At 70.2% G+C, this 24,823-nt stretch carries 26 protein-coding genes; 21 read left to right on the top strand and 5 right to left on the bottom strand.

Annotation, left to right across the window (positions count from 1 at the left end; all coding sequences use genetic code 11):
* Positions 1-45: 45 nt before the first annotated feature.
* The 3 genes from VFF97_RS07740 to VFF97_RS07730 form a co-directional block, all read right to left on the bottom strand.
* Positions 46-426 carry an SHOCT domain-containing protein gene (locus VFF97_RS07740; protein WP_325032915.1) on the bottom strand — a complete coding sequence of 127 codons (381 nt, stop codon included), beginning with the start codon at positions 424-426 and terminating at the stop codon, positions 46-48.
* A gap of 102 nt (positions 427-528) precedes the next feature.
* A complete protein-coding gene (locus tag VFF97_RS07735; RefSeq protein WP_325032914.1) occupies positions 529-1,056 on the bottom strand; it encodes a DUF1269 domain-containing protein in 528 nt (175 codons plus the stop codon).
* Between the two features lie 106 nt (positions 1,057-1,162).
* Complete coding sequence (locus tag VFF97_RS07730; protein ID WP_325032913.1) at positions 1,163-2,038, bottom strand: SGNH/GDSL hydrolase family protein; 876 nt, start codon at positions 2,036-2,038, stop codon at positions 1,163-1,165.
* Positions 2,039-2,139: 101 nt separating this feature from the next.
* On the opposite strand from VFF97_RS07730, the gene VFF97_RS07725 reads away from it, so the two are divergent.
* The 12 genes from VFF97_RS07725 to VFF97_RS07670 all read left to right on the top strand — a co-directional run bounded on the left by VFF97_RS07725 (position 2,140) and on the right by VFF97_RS07670 (position 15,678).
* The gene (locus VFF97_RS07725) at positions 2,140-2,985 is read left to right on the top strand and encodes a transglutaminase family protein (RefSeq protein WP_325032912.1); all 846 of its coding nucleotides are present in this window, start codon (positions 2,140-2,142) and stop codon (positions 2,983-2,985) included.
* Between the two features lie 44 nt (positions 2,986-3,029).
* Positions 3,030-3,356 (top strand): metalloregulator ArsR/SmtB family transcription factor, encoded by a 327-nt coding sequence (locus tag VFF97_RS07720; protein WP_325032911.1) that lies wholly within the window; start codon positions 3,030-3,032, stop codon positions 3,354-3,356.
* A complete protein-coding gene (locus tag VFF97_RS07715) occupies positions 3,356-4,261 on the top strand; it encodes an SRPBCC family protein (RefSeq protein WP_325032910.1) in 906 nt (301 codons plus the stop codon). Before VFF97_RS07720 ends, VFF97_RS07715 begins: the two co-directional genes overlap by 1 nt.
* A gap of 38 nt (positions 4,262-4,299) precedes the next feature.
* A complete protein-coding gene (argS, locus tag VFF97_RS07710) occupies positions 4,300-5,964 on the top strand; it encodes an arginine--tRNA ligase (RefSeq protein ID WP_325032909.1) in 1,665 nt (554 codons plus the stop codon).
* Positions 5,965-5,992: 28 nt separating this feature from the next.
* A complete protein-coding gene (locus VFF97_RS07705; protein ID WP_325032908.1) occupies positions 5,993-6,805 on the top strand; it encodes an LmeA family phospholipid-binding protein in 813 nt (270 codons plus the stop codon).
* Positions 6,806-6,994: 189 nt separating this feature from the next.
* Positions 6,995-8,428, top strand: coding sequence for a diaminopimelate decarboxylase (gene lysA / locus VFF97_RS07700; RefSeq protein ID WP_325032907.1), 1,434 nt, complete (start codon positions 6,995-6,997; stop codon positions 8,426-8,428).
* Entirely contained in the window at positions 8,425-9,771 is a 1,347-nt protein-coding gene (locus tag VFF97_RS07695) for a homoserine dehydrogenase (protein ID WP_325032906.1), read from the top strand. Before lysA ends, VFF97_RS07695 begins: the two co-directional genes overlap by 4 nt.
* A 1-nt stretch (position 9,772) precedes the next feature.
* A complete protein-coding gene (thrC, locus tag VFF97_RS07690; protein WP_325032905.1) occupies positions 9,773-10,882 on the top strand; it encodes a threonine synthase in 1,110 nt (369 codons plus the stop codon).
* Positions 10,879-11,835, top strand: coding sequence for a homoserine kinase (thrB, locus tag VFF97_RS07685; protein WP_325032904.1), 957 nt, complete (start codon positions 10,879-10,881; stop codon positions 11,833-11,835). The genes thrC and thrB overlap by 4 nt, the downstream gene beginning before the upstream one ends.
* Positions 11,836-11,993: 158 nt before the next feature.
* Complete coding sequence (gene rho, locus VFF97_RS07680; protein ID WP_325032903.1) at positions 11,994-14,036, top strand: transcription termination factor Rho; 2,043 nt, start codon at positions 11,994-11,996, stop codon at positions 14,034-14,036.
* 29 nt (positions 14,037-14,065) lie between these two features.
* Positions 14,066-15,145, top strand: a complete 1,080-nt coding sequence (gene prfA, locus VFF97_RS07675) for a peptide chain release factor 1 (protein WP_325032902.1) — start codon at positions 14,066-14,068, stop codon at positions 15,143-15,145.
* Between the two features lie 131 nt (positions 15,146-15,276).
* Entirely contained in the window at positions 15,277-15,678 is a 402-nt protein-coding gene (locus VFF97_RS07670; protein ID WP_325032901.1) for a phage holin family protein, read from the top strand.
* Between the two features lie 8 nt (positions 15,679-15,686).
* Here VFF97_RS07670 and epsC read toward each other — a convergent pair whose 3' ends face one another.
* A complete protein-coding gene (gene epsC, locus VFF97_RS07665) occupies positions 15,687-16,256 on the bottom strand; it encodes a serine O-acetyltransferase EpsC (protein WP_325032900.1) in 570 nt (189 codons plus the stop codon).
* A gap of 1 nt (position 16,257) precedes the next feature.
* Positions 16,258-17,196, bottom strand: coding sequence for a cysteine synthase A (gene cysK, locus VFF97_RS07660; RefSeq protein WP_325032899.1), 939 nt, complete (start codon positions 17,194-17,196; stop codon positions 16,258-16,260).
* A gap of 105 nt (positions 17,197-17,301) precedes the next feature.
* Between cysK and prmC the strand changes: the two genes are divergently transcribed.
* The 9 genes from prmC to atpA all read left to right on the top strand — a co-directional run.
* Positions 17,302-18,183 (top strand): peptide chain release factor N(5)-glutamine methyltransferase, encoded by an 882-nt coding sequence (prmC, locus tag VFF97_RS07655; RefSeq protein WP_325032898.1) that lies wholly within the window; start codon positions 17,302-17,304, stop codon positions 18,181-18,183.
* Between the two features lie 33 nt (positions 18,184-18,216).
* Positions 18,217-18,987, top strand: coding sequence for an L-threonylcarbamoyladenylate synthase (locus VFF97_RS07650; RefSeq protein WP_325032897.1), 771 nt, complete (start codon positions 18,217-18,219; stop codon positions 18,985-18,987).
* Positions 18,984-20,144, top strand: a complete 1,161-nt coding sequence (locus VFF97_RS07645; protein ID WP_325032896.1) for an MraY family glycosyltransferase — start codon at positions 18,984-18,986, stop codon at positions 20,142-20,144. The genes VFF97_RS07650 and VFF97_RS07645 overlap by 4 nt, the downstream gene beginning before the upstream one ends.
* Entirely contained in the window at positions 20,141-20,671 is a 531-nt protein-coding gene (locus tag VFF97_RS07640) for a hypothetical protein (protein ID WP_325032895.1), read from the top strand. The genes VFF97_RS07645 and VFF97_RS07640 overlap by 4 nt, the downstream gene beginning before the upstream one ends.
* A 155-nt stretch (positions 20,672-20,826) precedes the next feature.
* Complete coding sequence (atpB, locus tag VFF97_RS07635) at positions 20,827-21,636, top strand: F0F1 ATP synthase subunit A (protein WP_414684237.1); 810 nt, start codon at positions 20,827-20,829, stop codon at positions 21,634-21,636.
* A gap of 44 nt (positions 21,637-21,680) precedes the next feature.
* Positions 21,681-21,917 carry an ATP synthase F0 subunit C gene (gene atpE, locus VFF97_RS07630; RefSeq protein WP_179491144.1) on the top strand — a complete coding sequence of 79 codons (237 nt, stop codon included), beginning with the start codon at positions 21,681-21,683 and terminating at the stop codon, positions 21,915-21,917.
* A 25-nt stretch (positions 21,918-21,942) separates the two neighbouring features.
* Positions 21,943-22,512 (top strand): F0F1 ATP synthase subunit B, encoded by a 570-nt coding sequence (locus tag VFF97_RS07625; RefSeq protein ID WP_325032894.1) that lies wholly within the window; start codon positions 21,943-21,945, stop codon positions 22,510-22,512.
* Positions 22,512-23,303: a F0F1 ATP synthase subunit delta gene (locus VFF97_RS07620; protein ID WP_325032893.1), complete on the top strand. Its 792-nt coding sequence runs from the start codon at positions 22,512-22,514 to the stop codon at positions 23,301-23,303. Before VFF97_RS07625 ends, VFF97_RS07620 begins: the two co-directional genes overlap by 1 nt.
* Before the next feature lie 63 nt (positions 23,304-23,366).
* On the top strand, positions 23,367-24,823 hold a 1,457-nt coding region (gene atpA, locus VFF97_RS07615), incomplete at its 3' end, for a F0F1 ATP synthase subunit alpha (protein ID WP_325032892.1).

Genomic DNA, 24,823 nt, shown 5'->3' with positions numbered 1-24,823 from the left:
ATCTCCCGTCGGCGCCCTGCTGCAACCGGCGTCCCGGCGTTCGGCTCACACCGCGAGCGCCCGCGCCTTGAGCGCGTCGAACTCGGTCTGCGAGATCGTCCCGGCGTCGAGGAGCGACTTGGCCTTGGCGATATCGTCGACCGCGCTCGGCGCCCCCGCGGTGGCGCGGATGTACTCGTCCTGCTGCTGCCTCAGCTGGCGCGCCTGCGCCATGGACCGCTCCTGCATGCTCGATCCCCGGGCGATCAGGTAGACGAGCGCTGTCAGGAACGGCACGAAGATCAAGAAGAGGATCCACACCGCCTTGAGCCACCCGTTGAGCGTGTGGTCGCGGAAGATGTCGGTCAGGATCGAGAACAGCACCATGAGGTAGGCGACGAAGACGAACACCCAGAAGAACCACGCGATCCAGCTCCACAGATCCATTGCCCCGCCAATCGTCGATGACGGACCCGGCGTCCGTCCTACGAGCACGCTAGGAGAGGGCGGATGCCGCGGCGTCACCCTGCGCGGGTGAAAGCGCGACACTCAGGCGTTGAGCTGCTCCACGACGTCGTCCGCCGACTCCTCGATCGCCTTCCGGAGTCGCGTGTAGTCGTCCGCATCGATCGCCTTGCTGACGCGCTTCTCCGAGCGCAGCAGCGCCTCTTCGACGCGGTCGGCCCACCGGTCGTCCACCACCGCGACGACGGCGGAGGTGCCCGGCGCGAGGTACTCGTCGACGTCGACGCCGAACTGCTTCTCCTCGCGGTTCTTCTTGATCTTGCCGAGTATCGCGCCGATGCCGGCGCCGACCGCGGTCGCCGCCAGCAGGGGAGGTGCGAAGAGGCCGACCACGACGCCGGCGCCCGCGCCCCAGGCCGCGCCGTGACCGACCGACTTGTCGCCGTGCTCCTTGACCTGCACCTTTCCATCGCGACCGCGCACCAGCACCACGGCGCCGATGATCTCGTAGCCTCCGGCGTCCTGGCCGCTGCGCAGCGAGCGGTAATCCTCGGTCGCCGACTCGGCGTCGGCGTACGAGCCGACGACCAGCGCAAGGTTCTGTGTGCTCATCGAGATCCCCTTCGAACCGCGCGACCGGCCGCCCGGTCGCCGTCGGCCTCATTCTCGCCGTCGGGACGCGCGGGGCGTTCACCCGATCCGGGTGAGACGTGGGGGGTCAGCGCTCGCCTTCCGGCGCGACGCCGTCGAGGTTCTCGACCACCTGGTCGCCCTCGACGGTCTGCGTGACGTCGAGCTCTTGCGCCGGCACATCGGCCGCGGCATCCGTCACGCCCGTCATCGACGCGATCGCCTGCTCGAGCCGCTCCGCCAGATATGCGTGGCCGGCGTCGGAGGGGTGGTTGTTGCCGAGGGGGCTCGTGTCGATCACGTCGAGGTAGTTTTCGGGCGAGATCCACTCCTCCCGAAGCGGCGAGACGTACCACCAGCCGCGGGCGCCGGCGAGCTCGGCGAGGTCTTTGTCGATGCGCGCGGTCGCCTTCTCGACGGGAAGCACCTGCGGCGCCGGACCCAGCACGACGAACGCGGCGTCGGGGTAGAGCGCGGCGAGCGCGTCCCATGCACCGATCACGGCTTCGCGATAGCCCGCCGCGGGCTGCTTCCGGTCGTTGATCGAGCCCTCGACGATCACGAGGTCGGGATCGAGCGAGGGGTCGAGTCCCGCGATGCGGTCGGGGTACGACGGGCCGTCGATGCCGGGCTTCAGGTAGCCGCTCCCACGCACGCCGTCGACGACGACGTCCCACCCGAGGCGCTCGCCGATCACGTACGCGAACCCGAGCGTCGGCATCGACGCAGCCGAGCCGTACACCCACGAGTCGCCGAACACGAGGACCTTCGGATGCTCCGGCAGCGAGAGCGGCGCAGGTGCGAGCATCGCGGGCGGAGCAGCGGCGTCGCCCTCTGCGACGGGAGTCGCGGGAGCCGCCCACGGTCGCCACGCCGCCACCGCGATGACGAGCGCCACCGCGACCGCGAGGGCCACAAGGGCCCACAGCGGCGTCCGCGCTCGGGTCGGCGTCGTCGACGTCATGAAGCGAGGGTACGTCACGATCCCGCACACCCCGAATCGCTTCGGCGGGCGGCTGTGGACACCCATCACGGATGCTCGGCGGGGCGTGCGAGGATACTCCGATGCAACGCCTCGTGACCGCCGAGCTCGACCTCGAACTGGGGTCGTCGGTCGACCTCATCTTCCAGATCTCCGCGGCCCAGCAGGTGCCGGTCGTGAGCGAGTCGCTGACGTTCACGCAGGGCGATCGCGTGTACACGCCGACCGAGATCGTCGACCAGTCCGGCAGCCGTCTGCATCGGCTCACGGGCGAGGCCGGCGCCATCGAGGTGCGCTACGAGGCGACCGTCGACGGGCAGGCCGCGACGAGCCGGACGAGCGACCTCGAGGCGATCACGTACCTCCGCCCGAGCCGGTACTGCCAGTCCGACGAGGTGTTCCAGCAGGCGCGCCGCCAGTTCAAGGGACTGCACGGTCACGACCTCATCGCGGCGGTCTCGGACTTCGTCTCCAGCAGCACGACCTACACCCCCGGGCTCAGCAAGGGAACCGACAGTGCCGTCACGACTCTCATGACGGGGCAGGGCGTATGCCGCGACTACGCGCACGTCGTGATCGCGCTGCTGCGCGCGATGGACATGCCCGCGCGCTACACCGCGTGCTATGCACCGGGCCTGCGACCCATGGACTTCCACGCCGTCGCCGAGGCGTACCACGACGGCGCCTGGTACGTGATCGACGCGACACGTCTGGCGAACCGGAGGTCGCTCGTGCGCATCGCGACAGGGCGCGACGCCGCCGACAGCGCGTTCCTCAGCTATCACGGCGGATACGTCGGCTTGACTCGCCTTCGGGTGAACGCGTGGGTCGTACCCGACGAGCCGCCGCTCGACGGTTTCGAGCCGCTCTCCCTGCCGGCGGAGGATCCGGCGGCGGACGACCATCTGGAGCTCGTCCAGATCTCGTAACATCAGTTCTTGCTGATATAAGCGTGCGCTGATATCCATGAAACATGCACGCTCTCGACGTCCTCGGCGATCCGGTGCGACGTCGACTCGTCGAACTCCTCGCCGAGCGCGACCGCACGGCGGGAGAGCTCACCGAGGTCGTGACGGCCGAATTCGGCATCAGCCAGCCCGCGGTGTCGAACCATCTGCGCGTGCTCCGCGAGTCCGGCTTCGCGCAGAGCCGGCCCGAGGGCACGCGCCGCGTGTATGCGCTCGAGGCCGCGCGCACCGCCGAGGTCGCCGACTGGGTGCAGCGGCACCTCGGGTTCTGGTCGCAGCGCCTCGACGCGCTCGAGACCGAGGTGCGCCGCGGGCGCCGCAAGGAGGAATGATGACCGACCCTTTCATCCGCGCCCTGACCGGCGACGACGAGCAGCAGTCCGTCACGCTCGTGCGACGGTACGAGACGTCGATCGACGACCTGTGGCGCGCGCTCACCGACCCCGATCGCATCGCCCGGTGGTACGGCGCGATCGTCGGCCCGGTGCCGCGCGGTGCGGGCGACGGCTTCCAGGTCGACATCGGCGGCGGCATCGTGCGGCGCGCGCGGCTCGAGTCGTGCGACGCGCCCCGCGCGCTGGAGTACACGTGGTGGTCGGGAGACGACGACCCGGGACTCGTTCGACTGCTGCTGGAGCCCTCGGGCGACGCGACCGAGCTCACGGTGCACCACGACCGCCTGCGACCGCACCGTCTCGTGGGCTACGGCGCGGGGTGGGAGGGCAACCTCGCAACGCTTGCGGCGGTGGTCGGCGCAGCGGCGGACGAAGCGGATGCCGCCGCCTGCGCCACGCGCTGGGAACTGCTGCGCTCCCGCCCGCTCGAGCTCTCGGTGCACCTCGATGCGCCGCTCGCCCGCGTCTGGGAGGCGTGGGCGAGCGTCGACGGATGGGCGACGTGGTGGTGGACGCACTGGGACGACGTGCGGATCGCGGCGGATGTGCCCGTGGGCGGCGCCTATCGCATCGAGGCACCGGGCAGGGGCATGGCGGTCGAAGGGCGTTTCGTCGATGTCGAGCCTGAGCGACGACTCGCGTTCACGTGGACCTGGATCGACGACGGCGGTGCGAGCCGCGACGAGGCGGTCGACGTGGGGTTCTCCGCGGTCGACGGCGGCACGCGGCTCGTCGTGCGGCACACCGGCCCGTGGGCCGACGACGCTCCGGCCGAGTCGTACCGGCAGGGCTGGGAGTTCGTGCTCGGCGAGCTCACGCGGTCAGTGGCATCCGCACCCTGAGAAGGCGCACACCGCCCGCGAACTAGACTTGACGGGTTATGGATCCCGCAGCCCTCTCCACCGCCCTGCTCGACGTCATCCGCCCCGCCGCCGAGGCGCGACGTCCGGGATCGGCGGAAGGGCTGACGGCGGCCGACCTCCCGCTCGAGCGTCCGAAGAACCGCGACCACGGCGACTGGGCCTCGAACGCGGCGCTCAAGCTCGCCAAGAAGGTCGGCGCCGACCCGCGTGAGTTCGCGGCCGAGATCGCCTCGGGCCTCGAGAGCGTGCCGGGCGTGGCATCCGTCGAGGTCGCCGGTCCCGGCTTCATCAACATCCGCCTCGAGGCGGCGGCCGCCGGCGCCCTCGCGAAGACGATCGTCGATGCGGGTGAGGAGTACGGCACGTCCGACGCGCTGAGCGACCAGGTCATCAACCTCGAGTTCGTGTCGGCGAACCCGACCGGCCCGATCCACCTCGGCGGCACGCGCTGGGCCGCGGTCGGCGACTCGCTCGCGCGCATCCTCGCATCGCAGGGCGCGAGCGTCACACGCGAGTACTACTTCAACGACCACGGCGCGCAGATCGATCGCTTCGCGAAGAGCCTCGTGGCGGCGCACGAGGGTCGCCCGACGCCCGAAGACGGCTACGGCGGCGCGTACATCGCCGACATCGCGCGCCGCGTGGCGCTCGCTTACGAGGGCGATCTCGACGCGCTCGAGCCCGACGCGAAGCAGGAGGTCTTCCGCGAGCTCGGCGTGAACTTCATGTTCGACGAGATCAAGAAGAGCCTCCACGACTTCGGCGTCGACTTCGACGTCTACTTCCATGAGAACGACCTGCACACGTCGGGCGCCGTACAGCGCGCGGTCGAGCGTCTGCGCGAACTGGGCCACATCTTCGAGGAGGACGGCGCGATCTGGCTGCGCAGCACCGAGTTCGGCGACGATCGCGACCGCGTGATCATCCGCTCGAACGGTGTGCCCGCGTACTTCTCGGGCGACCTCGCGTACTACCTCGACAAGCGCGAGCGCGGCTTCAACCGCTGCATCATCATGCTCGGCGCCGACCACCACGGCTACGTGCGCCGCATGATGGCGATGTGCGCCGCGTTCGGCGACGAGCCGAACGTCAACCTGCAGATCCTCATCGGGCAGCTGGTCAACCTCGTGAAGAACGGGCAGCCGGTGCGCATGTCCAAGCGCGCGGGCACGATCGTGACGCTCGAAGACCTCGTCGAGATCGTCGGCGTCGACGCGGCGCGCTACGCCCTCACGCGCAGCTCGGCCGACTCGAACCTCGACATCGACCTCGATCTGCTCCAGAAGCGCACGAACGACAACCCGGTGTTCTATGTGCAGTACGCGCACGCGCGGACCCACAACGTCGCGCGCAACGCCGCGGCATCCGGGGTCGACCGTTCCGCGTTCGCGCCCGAGCTGCTGCAGCACGAGACGGAGTCGGCGCTCCTCGGCGCCCTCCAGGAGTTCCCCCGCGTCGTCGCGTTCGCGGCCGAGGTGCGCGAGCCGCACCGCGTCGCGCGCTACCTCGAGGAGCTTGCGGGCCTCTACCACCGCTGGTACGACAACTGCCGCGTGATCCCGCTCGGCGACGAGCCGGTCGAAGACGTGCACCGCACGCGCCTGTGGCTGAACGATGCGACCGGACAGGTGCTGCGCAACGGCCTGAACCTGCTCGGCGTGAGCGCGCCCGAGCGCATGTAGCGGCCTCCGCCGCAGAGAGAGGGGCACCGTGACGACGCCGGACGAGCATCCGACGCTTCCCCTGCCCGGCTCGCCCGTGCGCGACCTGCGTCGACGGCGGCGCGTATGGCCGTGGATGGTCACGATCATCGTGGTCGTCGGTCTCGCCGTCGCGGCGTTCTTCGTCGCCGAGGCGATCGTGCGAGACCTCGTCACCAAGACGATCCGCGACCAGATCACGACTCGCACCGGCATCGACGCCTTGAACGCCGACGTCGAGGTGCCGGGCCTCGTTCTTCCCCAGCTCGCCGCCGGCACGTTCGACAGCCTCACGATCTCGGGGGAGGACGTCGTGTTCCGGTCGTTCTCGGGCGACATCCACGTCGAGGCCCACGGCGTGCCGGTGCGCGGCGACGGAGATCTGACGGATGCCACGGCCACCGTCACCCTCGACGAGCCGCAACTGCAAGCGCTCATGAGCGGCGTGCAGGGCTTCCCGGCCGATTCGATCGGCCTCGCGGCGCCGAACGTCACGATGTCGACCGAGTTGTCGCTGTTCGGCGGGACGTTCCCGGTCGCGGTCGCGCTCACGCCGTCGGCCGAGCAGGCGCAGCTCGTGCTGAGTCCCGCCGAGTTCGAGATCTCGGGCTCGACGGTCTCCGCCGACCGCCTGCGCGATCAGTTCGGCGTGCTCGCCGACGTCCTCCTGCGGGACTGGCGTGTGTGCATCGCCGACCGCCTGCCGGCGGGAGTGACGCTCAGCGATGTCGGCGTGGAGGCGGAGACCCTCGTCGCGGACTTCGAGATCGCCCCGGGAATCGTGCACGACACCGCCCTGCAGTCGCCGGGCACGTGCGCGTGAACGGGTCATGCGCCGTCACACGCGGGCGCCGACGGCGGGGAGCGGCGCGCGGGTCAGACTAGACTTCAAGCATCGCGCGGCGCTCGCGTGATCCCGCCGCAGCGCCCGTCTCATCCGCTGATCGGCTCCCGCCGAACCGCTTCACCCTGATTGGTCACAGTGTCCGCCGCCTCGTCCTCATCGCAGTCGGTGCCCGCCTGGCCGGCGGTCCCCGACGACGTCAACGACCTCGTTCCGGCCGTGTGGCCCGCATCGGCGGGACGCGACGAGCACGGCGTCCTCGCGATCGGGGGCGTCTCCGCCACCGAGCTGCGCGACCGGTTCGGCACGCCTCTCTATGTGCTCGACGAGGAGGGCGTGCGCACCGCCGCCCGCCGCGCGCTCGACGCGTTCCGCGCGGCCGCCGCCCTACACGGCGTGCAGGCCCGCGTGTACTACGCCGGCAAGGCGTTCCTGTCGACCGAGGTCGTGCGGTGGGTCACCGAGGAGGGGCTCGCGGTCGACGTGTGCTCCGGCGGCGAGCTCGCGGTCGCGCTCGCCGGCGGCGCCGACCCCGCGCGCATCGGCTTCCACGGCAACAACAAGAGCCAGGCAGAGCTCGAGCGAGCGGTCGAGGTCGGGGTCGGCTCGATCATCGTCGACAGCTTCATCGAGATCGAGCGGCTGGCCGCGATCGTCGAGCGCACCGGCGCGACGCAGTCCGTGCTCGTCCGCGTGAACAGCGGCGTCCACGCCGAGACCCATGACTTCCTCGCAACGGCCCACGAAGACCAGAAGTTCGGGTTCACGCTGACGGATGCCGCGGCCGCGGTCGCCCGCATCCGTGAAGTCCCCGGCCTGCAGTTCGCAGGGCTCCACTGCCACATCGGCTCGCAGATCTTCGGGTCGGCCGGCTTCCAGGAGTCGGCGGCGCGCGTCGTCGAGCTGCACGCGGAGCTGCTCGCGGGCGGCGACATCCCCGTCCTGAACCTCGGCGGCGGCTTCGGCATCGCCTACACGGCCGCCGACGACCCCACCCCCATCGAGCACCTCGCGGCAGGCATCGCCGACGCGGTCGCACGCGAATGCGAGGTTCGCGGCATCCCGATGCCGAATCTCGCGTTCGAGCCCGGGCGGGCCATCGTCGGCCGCGCCGGAGTCACGCTCTACGAGGTCGGCACCACGAAGCCCGTCGTCGTCGGCGACGACGTCACGCGCCTCTACGTGAGCGTCGACGGCGGCATGAGCGACAACCCGCGCTTCGCGCTGTACGGGGCGCAGTACTCCGCGCGCGTCGCGTCGCGCATGAGCGACGCCGCCCCGCAGCTGTCGCGCGTCGTCGGCAAGCACTGCGAATCGGGCGACATCGTCGTCGACGCCGAGTACCTGCCGGCCGATGTCGCGCCGGGTGACCTGCTCGCCGTGCCCGCGACCGGGGCGTACTGCTTCTCGCTCGCGAGCAACTACAACTTCGTCGCGCGCCCGCCGGTCGTGGCGGTGCGCGCGGGCCGCGCACGCGTCATCGTGCGGGGCGAGACGATCGACGATCTGCTGGCGCGCGACGTCGCGGCCGAGGCGAGCGACGGGCTCGCGGCGGAAGGGGAGGATATGCCTGTGCTGAGCGAGCGGAGCGAGACGAAGTGACGGATTATCGCCGACTGAGGGTGGCCCTGCTCGGAGCGGGAGCCGTGGGATCGCAGGTGGCGTCGCTGCTGCGCAAGCACGGCGACGAGCTCGCGGATCGCGCGGGGGCGCATCTCGAGCTCATCGGCATCGCCGTGCGGAATCCGGATGCTCCGCGCGACGCCGACCTGCCGCGCGAGCTGCTCACGACCGACCCCGAGCCGCTCATCGTGGGCGCCGACATCGTCATCGAGCTCATGGGCGGCATCGAGCCGGCGCGCTCGTACCTCCTGCAGGCGATCAACTCCGGCGCCGACGTCGTGACCGCCAACAAGGCGCTGCTCGCGACGCACGGTCCTGAGATCTTCGAGGCGGCCGACCAGGTCGGCGCGCAGGTGTACTACGAGGCGGCCGCCGCCGGTGCGATCCCGATCATCCGTCCGCTGCGCGACTCGCTCGCGGGCGACCGCGTGCAGCGCATCATGGGCATCGTCAACGGCACGACGAACTACATCCTCGACCGCATGGACTCCGAGGGCGCCGAGTTCGCCGATGTGCTCGCCGACGCCCAGCGCCTCGGGTACGCCGAGGCCGACCCGACGGCCGACGTCGAGGGCTACGACGCCGCTCAAAAGGCCGCGATCCTCGCGAGCCTCGCGTTCCACACGTCGGTTCCGCTCGAGGCCGTGCACCGCGAGGGCATCACGGGCATCGACAAGGCGATGATGGACGCCGCGCGTCACGCGGGCTACGTCATCAAGCTGCTGGCCGTGTGCGAGCGGCTCACCGGCGCCGACGGAGCCGAGTCCATCTCGGTGCGCGTGTATCCCGCCCTCGTACGCCGCGACCACCCGCTCGCGAGCGTGCACGGCGCGAACAACGCCGTGTTCGTGCAGGCCGAGGCCGCGGGCAACCTCATGTTCTACGGTGCGGGCGCCGGCGGCGTGCAGACCGCATCCGCCGTCCTGGGAGACGTCGTGTCGGCGGCGCGCCGCCACCTCGCGGGCGGTGTGGGCGTGGGGGAGTCGAACCGCGCGAACCTGCCGATCCTGCCGATCGCGAACGTCACGACCCGGTACCAGATCACGCTCGAGGTCGACGACCAGCCGGGCGTGCTCGCGACGGTCGCCGGCATCCTCAGCGAGGGCGACGTCTCGATCGCGACCGTCGAGCAGACGGTGCGCAGCGAGCCGGTCCCCGGCAACGGCAGCCCCGTGACCGAGCCCGCGAGCGACACCGTCGCGCGCCTCGTGATCGGCACCCACAAGGCCCTGGAGCAGAACCTGAGCGAGACGGTCGACCGGCTCGCCGCGAGCGGCGTCGTGGAGCGCGTCGTCTCGGTCCTGCGCGTGGAAGGAGACTGACATGGCACACGTCTGGCGCGGAGTCCTCCGCGAATACGCCGACAGGCTCGGAGTGACGGATGCCTCGACCGTCGTGACCCTCGGCGAAGGCGGCACGCCCCTGCTGCCCGCACCCGCGCTGTCGCGCCGCACCGGCGCCGACGTGTGGGTCAAGTTCGAGGGCATGAACCCCACCGGCTCGTTCAAGGACCGCGGCATGACGGTCGCCGTCTCGCGCGCGATCGACCACGGAGCGAAGGCCGTCATCTGCGCGTCCACCGGCAACACGTCCGCATCCGCCGCCGCCTACGCCGCCCACGCGGGCATCACCGCCGCCGTCCTCGTGCCCGAGGGCAAGATCGCGATGGGCAAGCTCAGCCAGGCGGTCGCCCACAACGGGCGCCTCATCCAGATCCGCGGCAACTTCGACGACTGCCTCGAGATCGCGCGCGAGCTCGCCGACAACTATCCGGTGCACCTCGTGAACTCGGTCAACCCCGACCGCATCGAGGGCCAGAAGACCGCGGCGTACGAGATCGTCGAGGTGCTCGGCGACGCGCCCGACTTCCACTTCATCCCCGTCGGCAACGCGGGCAACTACACCGCGTACTCGCGCGGCTACCGCGAGGAGGCGGAGCGCGGCGTCTCGACGCGCGTTCCGCGCATGTTCGGCTTCCAGGCCGAGGGCTCGGCGCCGCTCGTGCGCGGTGAGGTCGTGAAGAACCCCGAGACGATCGCGACGGCGATCCGCATCGGCAACCCCGCCTCGTGGGAGCTCGCCCTCGAGGCGCGCGACGCGACCGACGGCTACTTCGGCGCCATCGACGACGACCGCATCCTCGCGGCGCAGAAGATCCTCTCCGGCGAGGTCGGCATCTTCGTCGAGCCGGCGTCGGCCATCAGCGTCGCGGGCCTCCTCGACCGCGCGGAGGCAGGCGTCATCCCCGCCGGATCGCGCGTCGTGCTCACGGTGACGGGTCACGGCCTCAAGGACCCGCAGTGGGCGCTGCGCAACGCGGACGGCTCCCAGGTCCAGCCGACCGTGGTCGACGCCGCGACGTCGGAGGTGGCATCCGTTCTCGGCCTCGCCGCCGAGGCCGCCCACGGAACCCCCGCCGAGGCGAACGCGTGAGCACGCCGGCCGCCGCGAATCGCCCCGCCGAGGAGCGGAGCGTCATCGTGCGCGTGCCGGCGACGAGCGCGAACCTCGGACCGGGGTTCGACACGCTCGGGCTCGCCCTCAGCGTGTACGACGAGCTCGTGGCGACGCGGCTGCCCGAGGGCGAGCTCGAGATCACGGTGTCCGGCGAGGGCGCAGACGGCGTGCCGCGCGACGCGTCGAACCTCGTCGTCCGCTCGATCGCGTACGCGTACGAGGCGGTGGGGCGGCGGATGCCCGGACTCCGGCTCGAGGCGAAGAACGTCATCCCGCACGGGCGCGGCATGGGCTCGTCGGGCGCGGCGGTCGTGTCGGGCCTGCTCGCCGCGAAGGGACTCCTCGAAGGGGACGTCGCGCTCGGCCCCGAGACGCTGCTGCGCCTCGCGACGGAGCTCGAGGGGCATCCGGACAACGTCGCTCCGGCCCTGTTCGGCGGCCTCACGATCGCATGGGTCGACGAGAACGGGCCGCAGCACAAGAAGCTGCTCGTCCACCGCGGCGTCTCGCCTCTCGTGTTCGTTCCCGAATTCACGATGTCGACGAGCGTCGCGCGCAGCCTGCAGCCGTTGCAGGTGCCGCGCGAGGACGCCATCTTCAACGTGTCGCGTTCTGCGCTGCTCATCGCCGCGCTCACGCAGAGCCCGGAGCTGCTGCTCGCGGCGACCGAGGACAAGCTGCACCAGAACTACCGCGCTCAGGCGATGCCCGAGACCGACCGGCTCGTGCGGGCGCTCCGCGACGCGGGCTTCGCGGCGGTCGTGTCGGGGGCGGGTCCGAGCGTGCTCGTCCTCGCCGACGGACCGGGTCGGCGGCTCGAGGCGGCCGAGGTCGCCGCGTCCTTCGCCGACACCCCGTGGGAGGCCCTGATGCTCGCCGTCGACTTCAAGGGTGGTACAGTGAGGGAGTACACGGAGGGTTCCACGTAGCCCGTGAATCTGGCCTCCGTCGCAATTCTGCGAAACCCCCCGCACGGCCCTCGCCGCGTCGAAGGACTCTGACCGCTCGACCACGCGCCGGGTTGTGACTCGTCGCGCCACGTGTCCGTGCGGTCGCGTACATCATTCGTTTTCACAAGGGAGAACTCGTGGAGTCCATCTCCGAGATCCACGCCGCTGACGCTTCGACCGAAGAGCGCACAGACGCGCCTGAGGGCGCCGCCGAGGCGGCTGACACCGCGGCTGCTGAGGCCGCCACCGAGACCACCGAGGCAGAAGCGCCCGAGACCGAGCAGGCAGCCGAGCCGCAGGCCGAGGCTGAGGCGGATGCCGCGGCCGAGGCCGCGCCGGCCGAGCCTACTCCGGCCGCCGACGTGGCGCCCGCTGAGGCTGCCGTCGACGCGGCGCCCGCGGAGGCCGAGGCGCCCGCCGCACCCGCGAAGGCGCCGCGCAAGCGCGCGCCGCGCCGTGCGAAGAGCGCCGACGCGAAGGCGCCGGTCGCCGAGGCGAAGGACGAGGCCGCGCCCGCGGAGGCGGACCAGCAGGCTCCCGCCGAGACCCCGGCCGAGGCACCCGCCGAAGCGCAGGCGACCGACGCCGAGACGCCGGCCGAGGCCGACACCACGACCCCGGCCGAGAGTGCGGAGACGCCCGCCGGTGAGAAGGCTTCCGCCGACGAGAAGGCGGCCGCCGATGAGAAGGCCCCCGCCGACGGGAAGGCCCCCGCCGACGAGAAGGCGTCCGAGGCATCCGGTGACCAGCACGCTGATGGCCAGGGCGACGAGACCCCGTCTCGCGGACGCAACCGCAGCCGCAACCGCAGCCGCAATCGTGGCGGCCAGAACGGCCAGTCGGGTGGTCAGCAGGGCGCGCAGGCGGAGGAGAAGAAGGCCGCTTCCGAGCCCGACGACGACGAGAAGAGCCAGGGCGGCCGCAACCGTCAGCGCAACAAGCGCCGCGGTCAGGGTGGCGCCGACGAGTTCGAGACCGAGATCGGCGAGGACGACGTCCTGATCCCGATCGCGGGCATCCTCGACGTGCTCGACAACTACGCCTTCGTGCGCACGACCGGCTACCTTCCCGGCCAGAGCGACGTCTACGTGTCGCTGGGCCAGGTGAAGAAGTACAACCTCCGCAAGGGCGACGCCGTCGTCGGTGCGATCAAGCAGCCGCGCGAGGGCGAGCAGTCGAGCCGTCAGAAGTACAACGCGCTCGTCAAGGTCGACGCGATCAACGGCCTGTCGGTCGACGACGCCGCGAACCGCGTCGAGTTCTCGAAGCTCACGCCGCTGTACCCCCAGGAGCGTCTGCGCCTCGAGACGGCGCCCGAGAAGCTGACCCAGCGGATCATCGACCTCGTCGCCCCGATCGGCAAGGGCCAGCGCGGTCTCATCGTCGCGCCGCCGAAGGCCGGCAAGACGATCGTGCTGCAGCAGATCGCGAACGCCATCGCGATCAACAACCCCGAGGTGCACCTCATGGTCGTGCTCGTCGACGAGCGCCCCGAAGAGGTCACCGACATGCAGCGCACCGTCAAGGGCGAGGTCATCGCGTCGACGTTCGACCGTCCCGCCGAAGACCACACGACGGTCGCCGAGCTCGCCATCGAGCGGGCGAAGCGTCTCGTCGAGCTGGGCCGCGACGTCGTCGTGCTGCTCGACTCGATCACGCGACTCAGCCGCGCCTACAACATCACGGCGCCGACGTCGGGCCGCGTCCTGACCGGCGGTGTCGACGCCTCCGCGCTCTACCCGCCGAAGCGCTTCTTCGGCGCCGCGCGCAACATCGAGAACGGCGGGTCGCTCACGATCCTCGCGACCGCGCTCGTCGAGACCGGTTCCAAGATGGACGAGGTCATCTTCGAGGAGTTCAAGGGCACCGGCAACAGCGAGCTGCGCCTGTCGCGCCAGCTCGCCGACAAGCGGATCTTCCCCGCAGTCGACATCAACGCGTCCTCGACGCGTCGCGAGGAGATGCTCCTTTCGCCCGACGAGGTCAAGATCACGTGGAAGCTGCGCCGCGCGCTCGCGGGCCTCGATCCGCAGCAGGCGCTCGAGGTCGTGCTCGGCAAGCTCAAGGAGACGCAGTCGAACGTCGAGTTCCTCGTGCAGATGCAGAAGTCGATTCCGACGCCTGCCCGTGACGGCCACGGCGGCGGGCACAGCCACGCGCACGACAACAGCATCCGCTGAGCCCGTCGAAGCGTGAACCGGGGGAGTCCGTGTTCGATTCGGTGAAGAGCCTGATCGAAGAGCACAAGGCCGTCCAGGCGGAGCTGTCCGATCCGGCCGTCCACGCCGATGCCGCGCGCGCGAAGCGCGTCAACCGGCGGTACGCCGAGCTGTCGAAGATCGTCGCCGCGTACGAGGCGTGGGTCGCGGCATCCGATGATCTCGAAGCTGCGCGCGAGCTCGCGAAAGAGGATGCGGCGTTCGCGGCCGAGGTCCCGCACCTCGAGGAGCAGCTCGCCGAGTCGCAGGAGCGCCTGCGACGACTGCTCATCCCGCGAGATCCGGATGACGCGCGCGACGTGATCATGGAGATCAAGCAGGGTGAGGGCGGCGCCGAGTCGGCGCTGTTCGCAGCCGACCTGCTGCGAATGTACCTGCAGTACGCCGCGTCGAAGGGCTGGAAGACCGAGCTGCTCGAGCGCAACGAGTCCGACCTCGGCGGCTACAAGGACGTGCAGATCGCGATAAAGGGCAACTCGTCCGATCCCGCGCAGGGCGTGTGGGCGCACCTCAAGTACGAGGGCGGCGTGCACCGCGTGCAGCGCGTGCCGGCCACCGAGTCGCAGGGGCGCATCCACACGTCGACGACGGGCGTGCTCGTCTTCCCCGAGGTCGACGAGCCCGAAGAGATCCACATCGACCCGAACGACCTGAAGATCGACGTCTTCCGCTCGTCGGGTCCGGGCGGACAGTCCGTCAACACGACCGACTCCGCCGTGCGGATCACCCACCTGCCCACGGGCATCGTCGTGTCGATGCAGAATGAGAAGTCGCAGCTGCAGAACCGCGAAGCGGCGATGCGTGTGCTCCGCGCCCGGCTGCTCGCGAAGCAGCAGGAGGAGCGGGAGGCCGCGGCATCCGACGCCCGCCGTTCTCAGGTGCGCAGCATGGACCGCTCCGAGCGCATCCGCACGTACAACTTCCCCGAGAACCGCATCGCCGACCACCGCACGGGCTACAAGGCGTACAACCTCGACCAGGTGATGAACGGTGCGCTCGACCCGATCATCGAGTCCGCGATCCGCGCCGACGAGGAGGCGCGCCTCGCCGTCCTCGGCGCCGACGACTGAGCGGGCCCATCCCTCCTCAATCCCGCCGAGATCGCACGAACTGCGGCCGCGGCGGGTTCTGGGCGGTGATTCGCGCAATCTCGGCGGGGTGGGATCGTTCGGAGGAGGAGCGCGGGCACTAGCCTGAGCACGTGATCGCCGTCCTCATCCGCGCGCTGATCTTCGTCGTGTCGGCGGCGCTCGGCCTCATCGCGGCCGACGTCATCCTGCCGGGCTTCCACCTGCACTGGAACGACTGGTGGGGGATCCTGGTGGCGGTGTTGGTGTTCGCCGTGCTGCAGAGCATCCTCGCCCCGCTGCTCACGCGCTTCGCCCGCCGTCGCGCGACCGCGCTGCTGGGCGGAATCGGCCTGATCTCGACGCTCATCGCACTGATGATCGCCGTGATCATCCCGGCGGCGGGCGTCGGCATCGACGGACCCACCACGTGGATCGTCGGCGCGCTCATCGTGTGGTTCGTGACGGCGATCGCGACGTGGCTGCTGACGCCGCTGTTCCTCAAGGACGACGGGCGGAAGCGCGAGCGGCGCTGAGGTTCGCGTCAGATCACGTACTCGGGTGCCGTGAGGATCGCGCGGGTGTCTTCGCCCGTGCGCCGCCGGCGCGGCTTGGCGGGCACCCCGACGAGGACGCTGTCGGGTGGCGCATCACGGGTGACGACCGCGTTGGCACCGATGACGGATCCCTCACCGATCGTGATCGGGCCGAGCACCTTCGCGCCGGCGCCGACCGCGACGCCGTCTTCGAGAGTCGGATGCCGCTTGCCGCCGTCGCGCGTGCGGCCGCCGAGCGTCACGCCGTGGTAGAGCATGACGTCGTCGCCGATCTCGGCGGTCTCGCCGATGACGACGCCCATCCCGTGGTCGATGAAGAAGCGGCGGCCGATCTGCGCACCGGGGTGGATCTCGATGCCCGTCAGCCAGCGTGTGATCTGGGAGCCCGCACGCGCGATGAACCGGACACGCCGCTTCCACAGCGCGTGCCACACGCGGTGCGCCCAGATCGCGTGGAGGCCGGGGTAGAGCAGCGCGATCTCGATCGCCGAGCGCGCGGCAGGGTCGCGAAGCTTCGCCGCGGCGAGATCTTCGCGCACCCTCTGCCACGCACCCATGTCAGTCCTCGCGCAGGTCTTCGAACAGCGCCGTGGTGAGGTACCGCTCGCCCGTGTCGGGGACGATCACGACGATCTTCTTGCCGGCGTTCTCCGGCCGCTTCGCGACCTCGAGCGCCGCCCACACGGCCGCGCCGCTCGACATGCCGACGAGCAGGCCCTCCTTGACGGCGAGGTCGCGCGACACGGCGAGCGACGGCTCGAACTCGACGTCGATGACCTCGTCGATGACGCTGCGGTCGAGGATCGGCGGCACGAAGTTCGGCCCGATGCCCTGGATCTTGTGGGGGCCGGGGTGGCCCTCGGTGAGCATGGGGGAGTCCTTCGGCTCGACCGCGACGACCTTGACGTCGGGCTTGCGCTCCTTGAGCACCTGGCCGACACCCGTGATGGTGCCGCCCGTGCCGATGCCGGCGACGAAGATGTCGATGTCGCCGTCGGTGTCGCGCCAGATCTCCTCGGCCGTCGTCTTGCGGTGGATCGCCGGGTTGGCCTCGTTCTCGAACTGCTTCGCGAGGATCGCGCCGGGCGTCTTCTCGACGATCTCGTTCGCGACGCGGAGCGATTCGGACATGCCCTTCGTGGGGTCGGTGAGCACGAGCTCCGCACCCAGCGCCTTGAGGAGCAGACGACGCTCCTTCGACATCGAGGCGGGCATCGTCAGGATGACCTTGTAGCCGCGCGCGGCGCCGACCATCGCGAGGGCGATGCCGGTGTTGCCGCTGGTCGCCTCGACGATCGTGCCGCCCTCGCTGAGGGCGCCCGCCTCCTCGGCGGCGTTCACGAGAGCGATGCCCAGACGGTCCTTGACGCTGGACGCGGGGTTGAAGTACTCGAGTTTCGCGTACACCTCCGCGCCGACACCCTCGGTGACGTGGTTGAGACGCACGAGGGGGGTGTTGCCGAACGCCGTGGTGATGTCGGAGTGGATGCCGGGCATGAGGCGCCTTTCGGGACGGAAATCGACTGCCGAACAACTCTAGGGGAGCGCCGCCCCACGCGGTGATCATGTGACGAACAGCACCGCATAGGCTGGAGGGCGCTCATGGCCCACGAACCGCCCGCCGACCTCCCGCTCGCGTCCGTCCTGCGTGACGCCGTGGAGATCCTTTCGCGCGCGGGCGTGCCCGATCCCGACGTCGACGCGGTGCTGCTGGCGGCGCACGTCCTCGGGGGCGGGCGAGGGGAGGTCGAGGCGGCTCGCCTCCGCGGCGACGCGGTGACGCGAGAACAGGCGGATGCGTTCGCCGACCTCGTGCGCCGCAGGGCCTCGCGCGAGCCGTTGCAGCACCTCACGGGCGTCGCGCCGTTCCGTCACCTCGAGCTCAAGGTGGGTCCGGGCGTGTTCGTCCCGCGGCCCGAGACCGAGATCGTGGCGCAGCTCGCGATCGACGCGCTGCGGGCCGTGGCATCCGACGAGCCCATCGCCGTCGACCTCGGAACCGGAACCGGCGCGATCGCCCTCGCGCTCGCGACCGAAGTGCCGTACGCGCGGGTGTACGCGGCCGAGAACTCGGTCGACGCGTTCGTGTGGGCGAAGGAGAACTTCAGCCTCGTCGGCGCCGAGAACGCGCGACTCGCGTTCATCGACCTCGAGCACGCGTTCCCCGAGCTCGACGGAACGGTCTCGGTGCTCGTCTCCAATCCGCCGTATGTGCCCGACGACGCGATCCCGCGCGACCCCGAGGTGCGCTTCTTCGACCCCCCGGCGGCCCTGTACGGGGGAGCGGACGGGCTCGACGTGGTGCGCGTGCTGAGCGAGGTGGGCCTGCGGCTGCTGCATCCGGGCGGGTCCCTCGTGATCGAGCACGGGGAGTGGCAGGGCGAGCCGATCCGCGAGCTGCTCGCGGCGGCCGGCTGGCGGGCGACCGCGACCCACCAGGACCTCACGATGCGCGACCGCGCGACGACCGCGGTCCGCCCGTGATCGCTGCGGCGGGGAATCTAGACTGGCTTGGACATGTCCTCCCCCCTCTACGACTGCCGCGATGAGGCGCAGCTGCTCGCCGGGATGCGCCACGCGCGTCAGGCGATCAGCCGCGGCGAGCTCATCGTGATGCCCACCGACACGGTGTACGGCGTCGCCGCCGACGCCTTCAACGCCGCCGCCGTGCAGCGCCTGCTCGATGCGAAGGGCCGCGGCCGCCAGTCGCCTCCGCCCGTGCTCGTGCCGGGCATCCGCACGCTCCGCGCGCTCGCGGCCGAGGTCCCCGAGCCGGTCGAGCGTCTCGTCGACGCGTTCTGGCCCGGCGGCTTGACGATCGTCCTGCGGTCGCAGCCGTCCCTCTCGTGGGATCTCGGCGACACGCACGGCACCGTCGCGGTGCGCATGCCCGCCAACCGCATCGCGCTCGAGCTCCTCGAAGAGACCGGGCCCCTCGCCGTGTCGAGCGCCAACCGCACGGGCCTGGCCGCCGCGATCTCGGCGGACGACGCGGAGCGGATGCTGGGCGACAGCGTCGCCGCGTACCTCGACGACGGGCCGTCGACGACCGGCATCGCGTCGACCATCATCGACGCGACGTCGCTCGTGGGCGCGAGCGACGAGGGCGAGGCCTGGGTGCGCGTGCTCCGCGAGGGTGCGGTCACGCGCGACGACCTGCGCGCCGTTCTCGGCGACCTGCTGGAGGACGACTCGACCCAGGAGGACGACTCGACTCAGGAGGACGACTCGACCCAGGAGGGCGCGGACGCCCCCTCGACCGGACAGCCCCGCGGCGGCACCGAGTGAAGCAGTACGTCTTCATCGTCATCTTCACCGCCGCCGTCACGCTGGCGATGGCGTGGACCGTGTGGCGCCTCAGCCTCAAGTACAAGCTGTATCCGGGCATCCGCGAGCGCGACGTGCACAAGACGCCCACGCCCCGGCTCGGGGGCGTCGCGATGTTCCTCGGCGTCGTCGCGGCGTTCGCGGTGTCGTCGCAGCATCCGTACTTCGCGATCTTCTGGGAGCGCCCCGAGCCCGTCTACGCGATCCTCGTCGCGACGCTGCTGATCGTCGCGGTCGGCGTCGCCGACGACCTGTGGGATCTCGACTGGATGGTCAAGCTCGGCGTGCAGTTCCTCGCCGCGGGCATCATCGCGTGGTTCGGCAAGCTGCAGATCCTGTCGATCCCGATCGGCGGGCTCGTGATCGTCTCGCCGTGGCAGAGCTTCATCCTGACGGTCCTGTCGATCGTCGTCGTCATGAACGCGGTGAACTTCATCGACGGGCTCGACGGGCTCGTCGCGGGCGTGTGCCTCATCGCGAACGGCGTCTTCTTCGCGTACTCCTACATGCTCGTGCGCGACACCGGCGCGAGCACGTACTTCAACCTCGCATCGTTCATCGCGGCGGTGCTCATCGGCGCGTGCATCGGGTTCCTGCCGATGAACTGGAGCCCGGCGAAGCTCTTCATGGGCGACTCCGGCGCGCTCATGCTGGGTCTGCTCATGGCGTGCTCGGCGATCGCGATCACGGGCCAGCTCGAGCCGTCGCTGCTGAACCCCGACGAGTTCGGCCGGTCGCAGCTGCTCGGTGCGTTCATCCCGATCCTGCTGCCGGTGGTCGTCGTGCTGCTGCCGTTGCTCGACTTCGGCCTCGCCGTCGTGCGCCGCATGAGCAAGGGCAAGTCGCCGTTCTCGCCCGATCGCAAGCATCTGCACCACCGGATGCTCGACATGGGCCACTCCGACCGCGACGCGACGCTCATCTTCTACGCGTGGACCGCGATCGTGGGACTCGCGGTGCTCCTCATGTACATCGGCACGCAGGACGACTGGGCGGGTGGCTACCTGTTCGGCGTCGCGTTCGGCGTCGTCGGCGTCGCCGCGTGCCTCGTGATCACCTTCCTTCCCTCGCGCCGGCCCGTTCCGGCGCCCCAGCACGTCCTGGAGGACGCCCGATGAGTCCCAGCCCCGTCTCGAGCACGCCCGTCCTGCGCACCGTCCTCATCTGGTCGGCCGTCGTCACCGGGGTGCTTCTGATCGTCGCCGCCGTCATCGGCTTCCTCGTCGCCGGGACGACGGGCCTGTGGAGCGCGCTCCTCGGCGTGCTCCTCGCGGCGCTCTTCCTCGGCATCACCGCCGCGAGCATTCTCATCGCGAACCGCTGGTACGGCGATCCGCTCTACGTGCCGATCTTCTTCGGGATCGTGCTGGGCGGCTGGATCCTCAAGCTCGTGCTCTTCATCGTCGCGCTCATCGTGCTGCGCGGCCAGCCGTGGATCGAGCCGATGGTCTTCTTCGTCGCGGTCGTCGTGAGTGTGCTCGCGTCGCTCGTGGTCGACGTCGTCGTGCTCACGCGCATGCGCATCCCGCACGTGAGCGACACGACGCTGCCGACGAGCGTCGAAGAGCCGGATGCGGCGCCCGGCCCATCCGGTTCATCCCGTTCATCGGAATCCGACGCGGGTCCGGAGGGGAGGGGCGCGTAATCAGCGCGCCTGCGAGTTTGATAGGCTGATCTGGCGCCCGCTTGCTCGCCTTCTGAGCGCCTGCGGAGTGACGCTCACCAACCCAATCGTCGCATCGGATCTTCTCCGGTGCCCCGAAGCTGGAGCCAGCGCTGTCTACTCACATTGCGACTCTCATCGCCCACACCGCCGCTGAGGACGGGGGCGGGTTCCACGGTCCCTCGATCGAAGAATTCTTCCCGGACGCGCTGATCACCTTCCCCGACATCGTCCTGTTCGGCGCGCCGCTCACGATCAACCGGATCCACGTCATCCAGTTCATCGCGACGGTCGCGCTCGTGCTGATCTTCTGGCTCGGGACGCGTCGCATGAAGGTCGTGCCGGGCCGTTTCCAGAGCCTCGTCGAGATGGGACTCGACTTCGTGCGCATCAACATCGCGCACGACCTGCTCGGCCGCAAGGACGGCGATCGCTTCCTGCCGCTGCTGACGACGATCTTCTTCATGATCCTGTTCATGAACATCACGGGCATCATCCCGTTCATGAACATCGCCGGCACGGCGATCATCGCGGTGCCGCTCACGCTCGCCGTCATCAGCTACGTGACGTTCATCTACGCGGGCATCAAGAAGAGCCCCAAGAACTTCATCAAGAACTCGCTCTTCCCGTCGGGCGTGCCGTGGCCGATCTACTTCATCGTCACGCCGATCGAGCTCATCTCGACCTTCATCGTGCGGCCGGTGACGCTGACGCTCCGACTGCTCATGAACATGATGGTCGGCCACCTGCTGTTGGTGCTGTTCTTCGCGGCGACGCAGTTCTTCCTGTTCGACCTCGGAGGCTGGTGGTCGGCGCTCGCCGCGGGCAGCCTCGCGTTCGGCTTCGTCTTCACTCTGTTCGAAATCCTGGTGGCCGTCCTCCAGGCGTACGTCTTCGCTCTCCTCACCGCGGTCTACATCCAGCTCGCGGTCGCGGAAGAGCACTGAGCGGGTCGGCCCAAAGCCGCCCATAACCGAAAGGAAACACCCCCGTGGACGCAACTACGGTTCTCGCCGAGGTTCAGGGTTCCATCGCGACCGTCGGCTACGGCCTCGCTGCGATCGGCCCGGCCATCGGCGTGGGCATCGTCGTCGGCAAGACGATCGAGGGCGTGGCGCGCCAGCCCGAGCTCGCCGGCCGCCTGCAGGTGCTCATGTGGATCGGTATCGCCTTCACCGAGGCGCTGGCCTTCATCGGCATCGCGACCGGCTTCATCTTCGGATTCTGATCGCGACTCGACCTAAGGAGACAGGATGCTGAACGCTCTTGTCGCGTACGCCGCGGAAGAGGGTGCTCCCGAGCACAACCCTCTCATTCCCGCGTGGTACGACATCATCTGGTCGCTGGTGTGCTTCGTCATCATCCTCTTCCTCTTCTGGAGGGTGGCCCTCCCGAGGATGAAGAAGCTGCTCGACGAGCGCAGCGCCGCGATCGAGGGCAACATCGCGAAGGCCGATGAGGCCCAGCGCCGTGCCGAGGCCGCGCTCGAGGAGTACACCGCCCAGCTCGCCGAGGCGCGCAAGGAGGCCGGTGAGATCCGCGACGCCGCCCGAGAGGACGGTCGCAAGATCATCGCCGAGGCGAAGGAGACGGCGTCCGCCGAGGCGGCACGCCTGACCGCCTCCGCGCACGCGCAGATCGAGGCGGAGCGCCAGGCGGCCCTCGTGTCGCTGCGCAGCGACGTCGGCTCGCTCGCGCTCGACCTCGCCGGCGGCGTGATCGGCGAGACGCTCTCCGACGACGCGAAGGCCAAGGCGGTCGTCGACCGCTTCCTCGCCGAGCTCGAGGCGTCGGAGGCCGCGGCTCAAGGACAGAGGGCGTAATGGGCAGCGCGACCACTCAGGCCCTCGCGGCGACGACGGCGGCGCTCGACGCCGTGTCGGGTGTCGACCTCGACGTGGCCCGCGAGCTGTTCGCCGCGGCGCGCGCCGTGGGCGACACGCCGCAGCTGAGCGGCGCGCTCGCCGACTCCGCCGCGGAGCCCACGGCGCGGACGAAGGTCGTCGAGAACGTCTTCGGCTCGCGCCTGTCGCCCGCGACGGTCTCCGTGCTGAAGACCGCGGTCGAGCAGCGCTGGTCGTCGGCGAGCGATCTCGTCGACGGCATCGAGGAGCTCGCGATCCGCGCGGCGGCGAAGTCCGACCCCGGCGCCGATGTCGAGGGGGAGCTGTTCCGCTTCTCGCGCACGGTCGCCGAGAACGCGGAGCTCGAGCTCGCGCTCGGCAGCCGCCTGGGCGACGCCGAGGCGAAGGGCGCCCTCGTGGAGCGGCTGCTCGGAGGACGCGCGAGCGGAGCCGCGACGCTCATCGCCGCATCCGTCATCCAGCGCCCGCGCGAGCGTCGCGTGCGTCACGTGCTCGCCCGCGCGATGAAGATCGTCGCCGACGAGCGCGACCGCACCGTCGCGACGGTCTACGCGGCCGCACCGCTCGGCGCGGCCCAGGCCGACCGCCTCGCCGCGGCGCTGTCGAAGCGCTACGGCAAGAAGGTCTCGGTGAACACCGTCGTCGACCCGTCGGTCGTCGGCGGTCTGCGCGTGGAGATCGCGGATGACGTGATCGACGCGAGCGTGTCGTCCCGCCTCGCCGACCTGCGCCAGAGGCTGGCCGGCTAGCAGACTTCCCGCCCGTCCCGGGCGGAGATTTCGGGGCCGCGGCCCCACGAACGAAGGAAAACAATGGCAGATCTCTCTATCAGCCCCGACGTCATCCGTGACGCGCTGAAGGACTTCGTCGCCGCTTACGAGCCCACCGGGGCCGTCGCGACCGAGGTCGGCACCGTCATCGACGCCGCCGACGGCATCGCCCACGTCGAGGGCCTGCCTGGGGTCATGGCGAACGAGCTCGTCCGCTTCGAGGACGGCACCGAGGGCCTCGCGCTCAACCTCGACGAGCACGAGATCGGCGTCGTCGTCCTCGGCGAATTCTCCGGCATCGAGGCGGGCCAGAGCGTCACGCGCACCGGCGAGGTCCTCTCGGTCGCGGTCGGCGACGGCTATCTCGGTCGCGTGGTCGACCCGCTCGGCAACGCGATCGACGGTCTCGGCGAGATCAAGAGCGAGGGCCGCCGCGCCCTCGAGCTCCAGGCGCCGGGCGTCATGCAGCGAAAGAGCGTGCACGAGCCGCTCCAGACCGGCATCAAGGCGATCGACGCCATGATCCCGATCGGCCGCGGCCAGCGCCAGCTCATCATCGGCGACCGCCAGACGGGCAAGACCGCGATCGCGATCGACACGATCATCAACCAGAAGGCCAACTGGGAGTCGGGCGACGTCAACAAGCAGGTCCGCTGCATCTACGTCGCCATCGGTCAGAAGGGCTCCACGATCGCGGCCGTGAAGGGCGCGCTCGAGGACGCGGGCGCCATGGAGTACACGACGATCGTCGCGGCCCCGGCATCCGACCCCGCCGGCTTCAAGTACCTCGCCCCCTACACCGGCTCGGCCATCGGCCAGCACTGGATGTACGGCGGCAAGCACGTCCTGATCATCTTCGACGACCTGTCGAAGCAGGCCGAGGCCTACCGCGCCGTGTCGCTGCTCCTCCGCCGTCCGCCGGGCCGCGAGGCCTACCCGGGCGACGTCTTCTACCTGCACTCGCGTCTGCTCGAGCGCTGCGCGAAGCTGTCCGACGAGATGGGCGCCGGCTCCATGACGGGTCTGCCGATCATCGAGACGAAGGCCAACGACGTGTCGGCGTACATCCCGACGAACGTCATCTCGATCACCGACGGCCAGATCTTCCTGCAGTCCGACCTGTTCAACGCCAACCAGCGTCCCGCCGTGGACGTCGGCATCTCGGTCTCCCGAGTCGGCGGTGACGCCCAGGTCAAGTCGATCAAGAAGGTCTCCGGCACGCTCAAGCTCGAGCTCGCGCAGTACCGCTCGCTCGAGGCGTTCGCGATGTTCGCCTCCGACCTCGACGCGGCCAGCCGCCGTCAGCTCGCCCGCGGCGCGCGCCTCACCGAGCTGCTCAAGCAGCCGCAGTACTCGCCGTACCCGGTGGAGGAGCAGGTCGTCTCGATCTGGGCCGGCACCAAGGGCAAGCTGGACGGCATCGAGGTCGAGGACGTGCTGCGCTTCGAGGCCGAGCTGCTCGACCACCTCCGCCGCAACACCGACATCCTCACGACGCT

Source organism: Microbacterium sp. (assembly GCF_035687345.1).
Lineage (GTDB): Bacteria > Actinomycetota > Actinomycetes > Actinomycetales > Microbacteriaceae > Microbacterium.
This window is presented reverse-complemented; position numbering and strand designations above follow the sequence as displayed.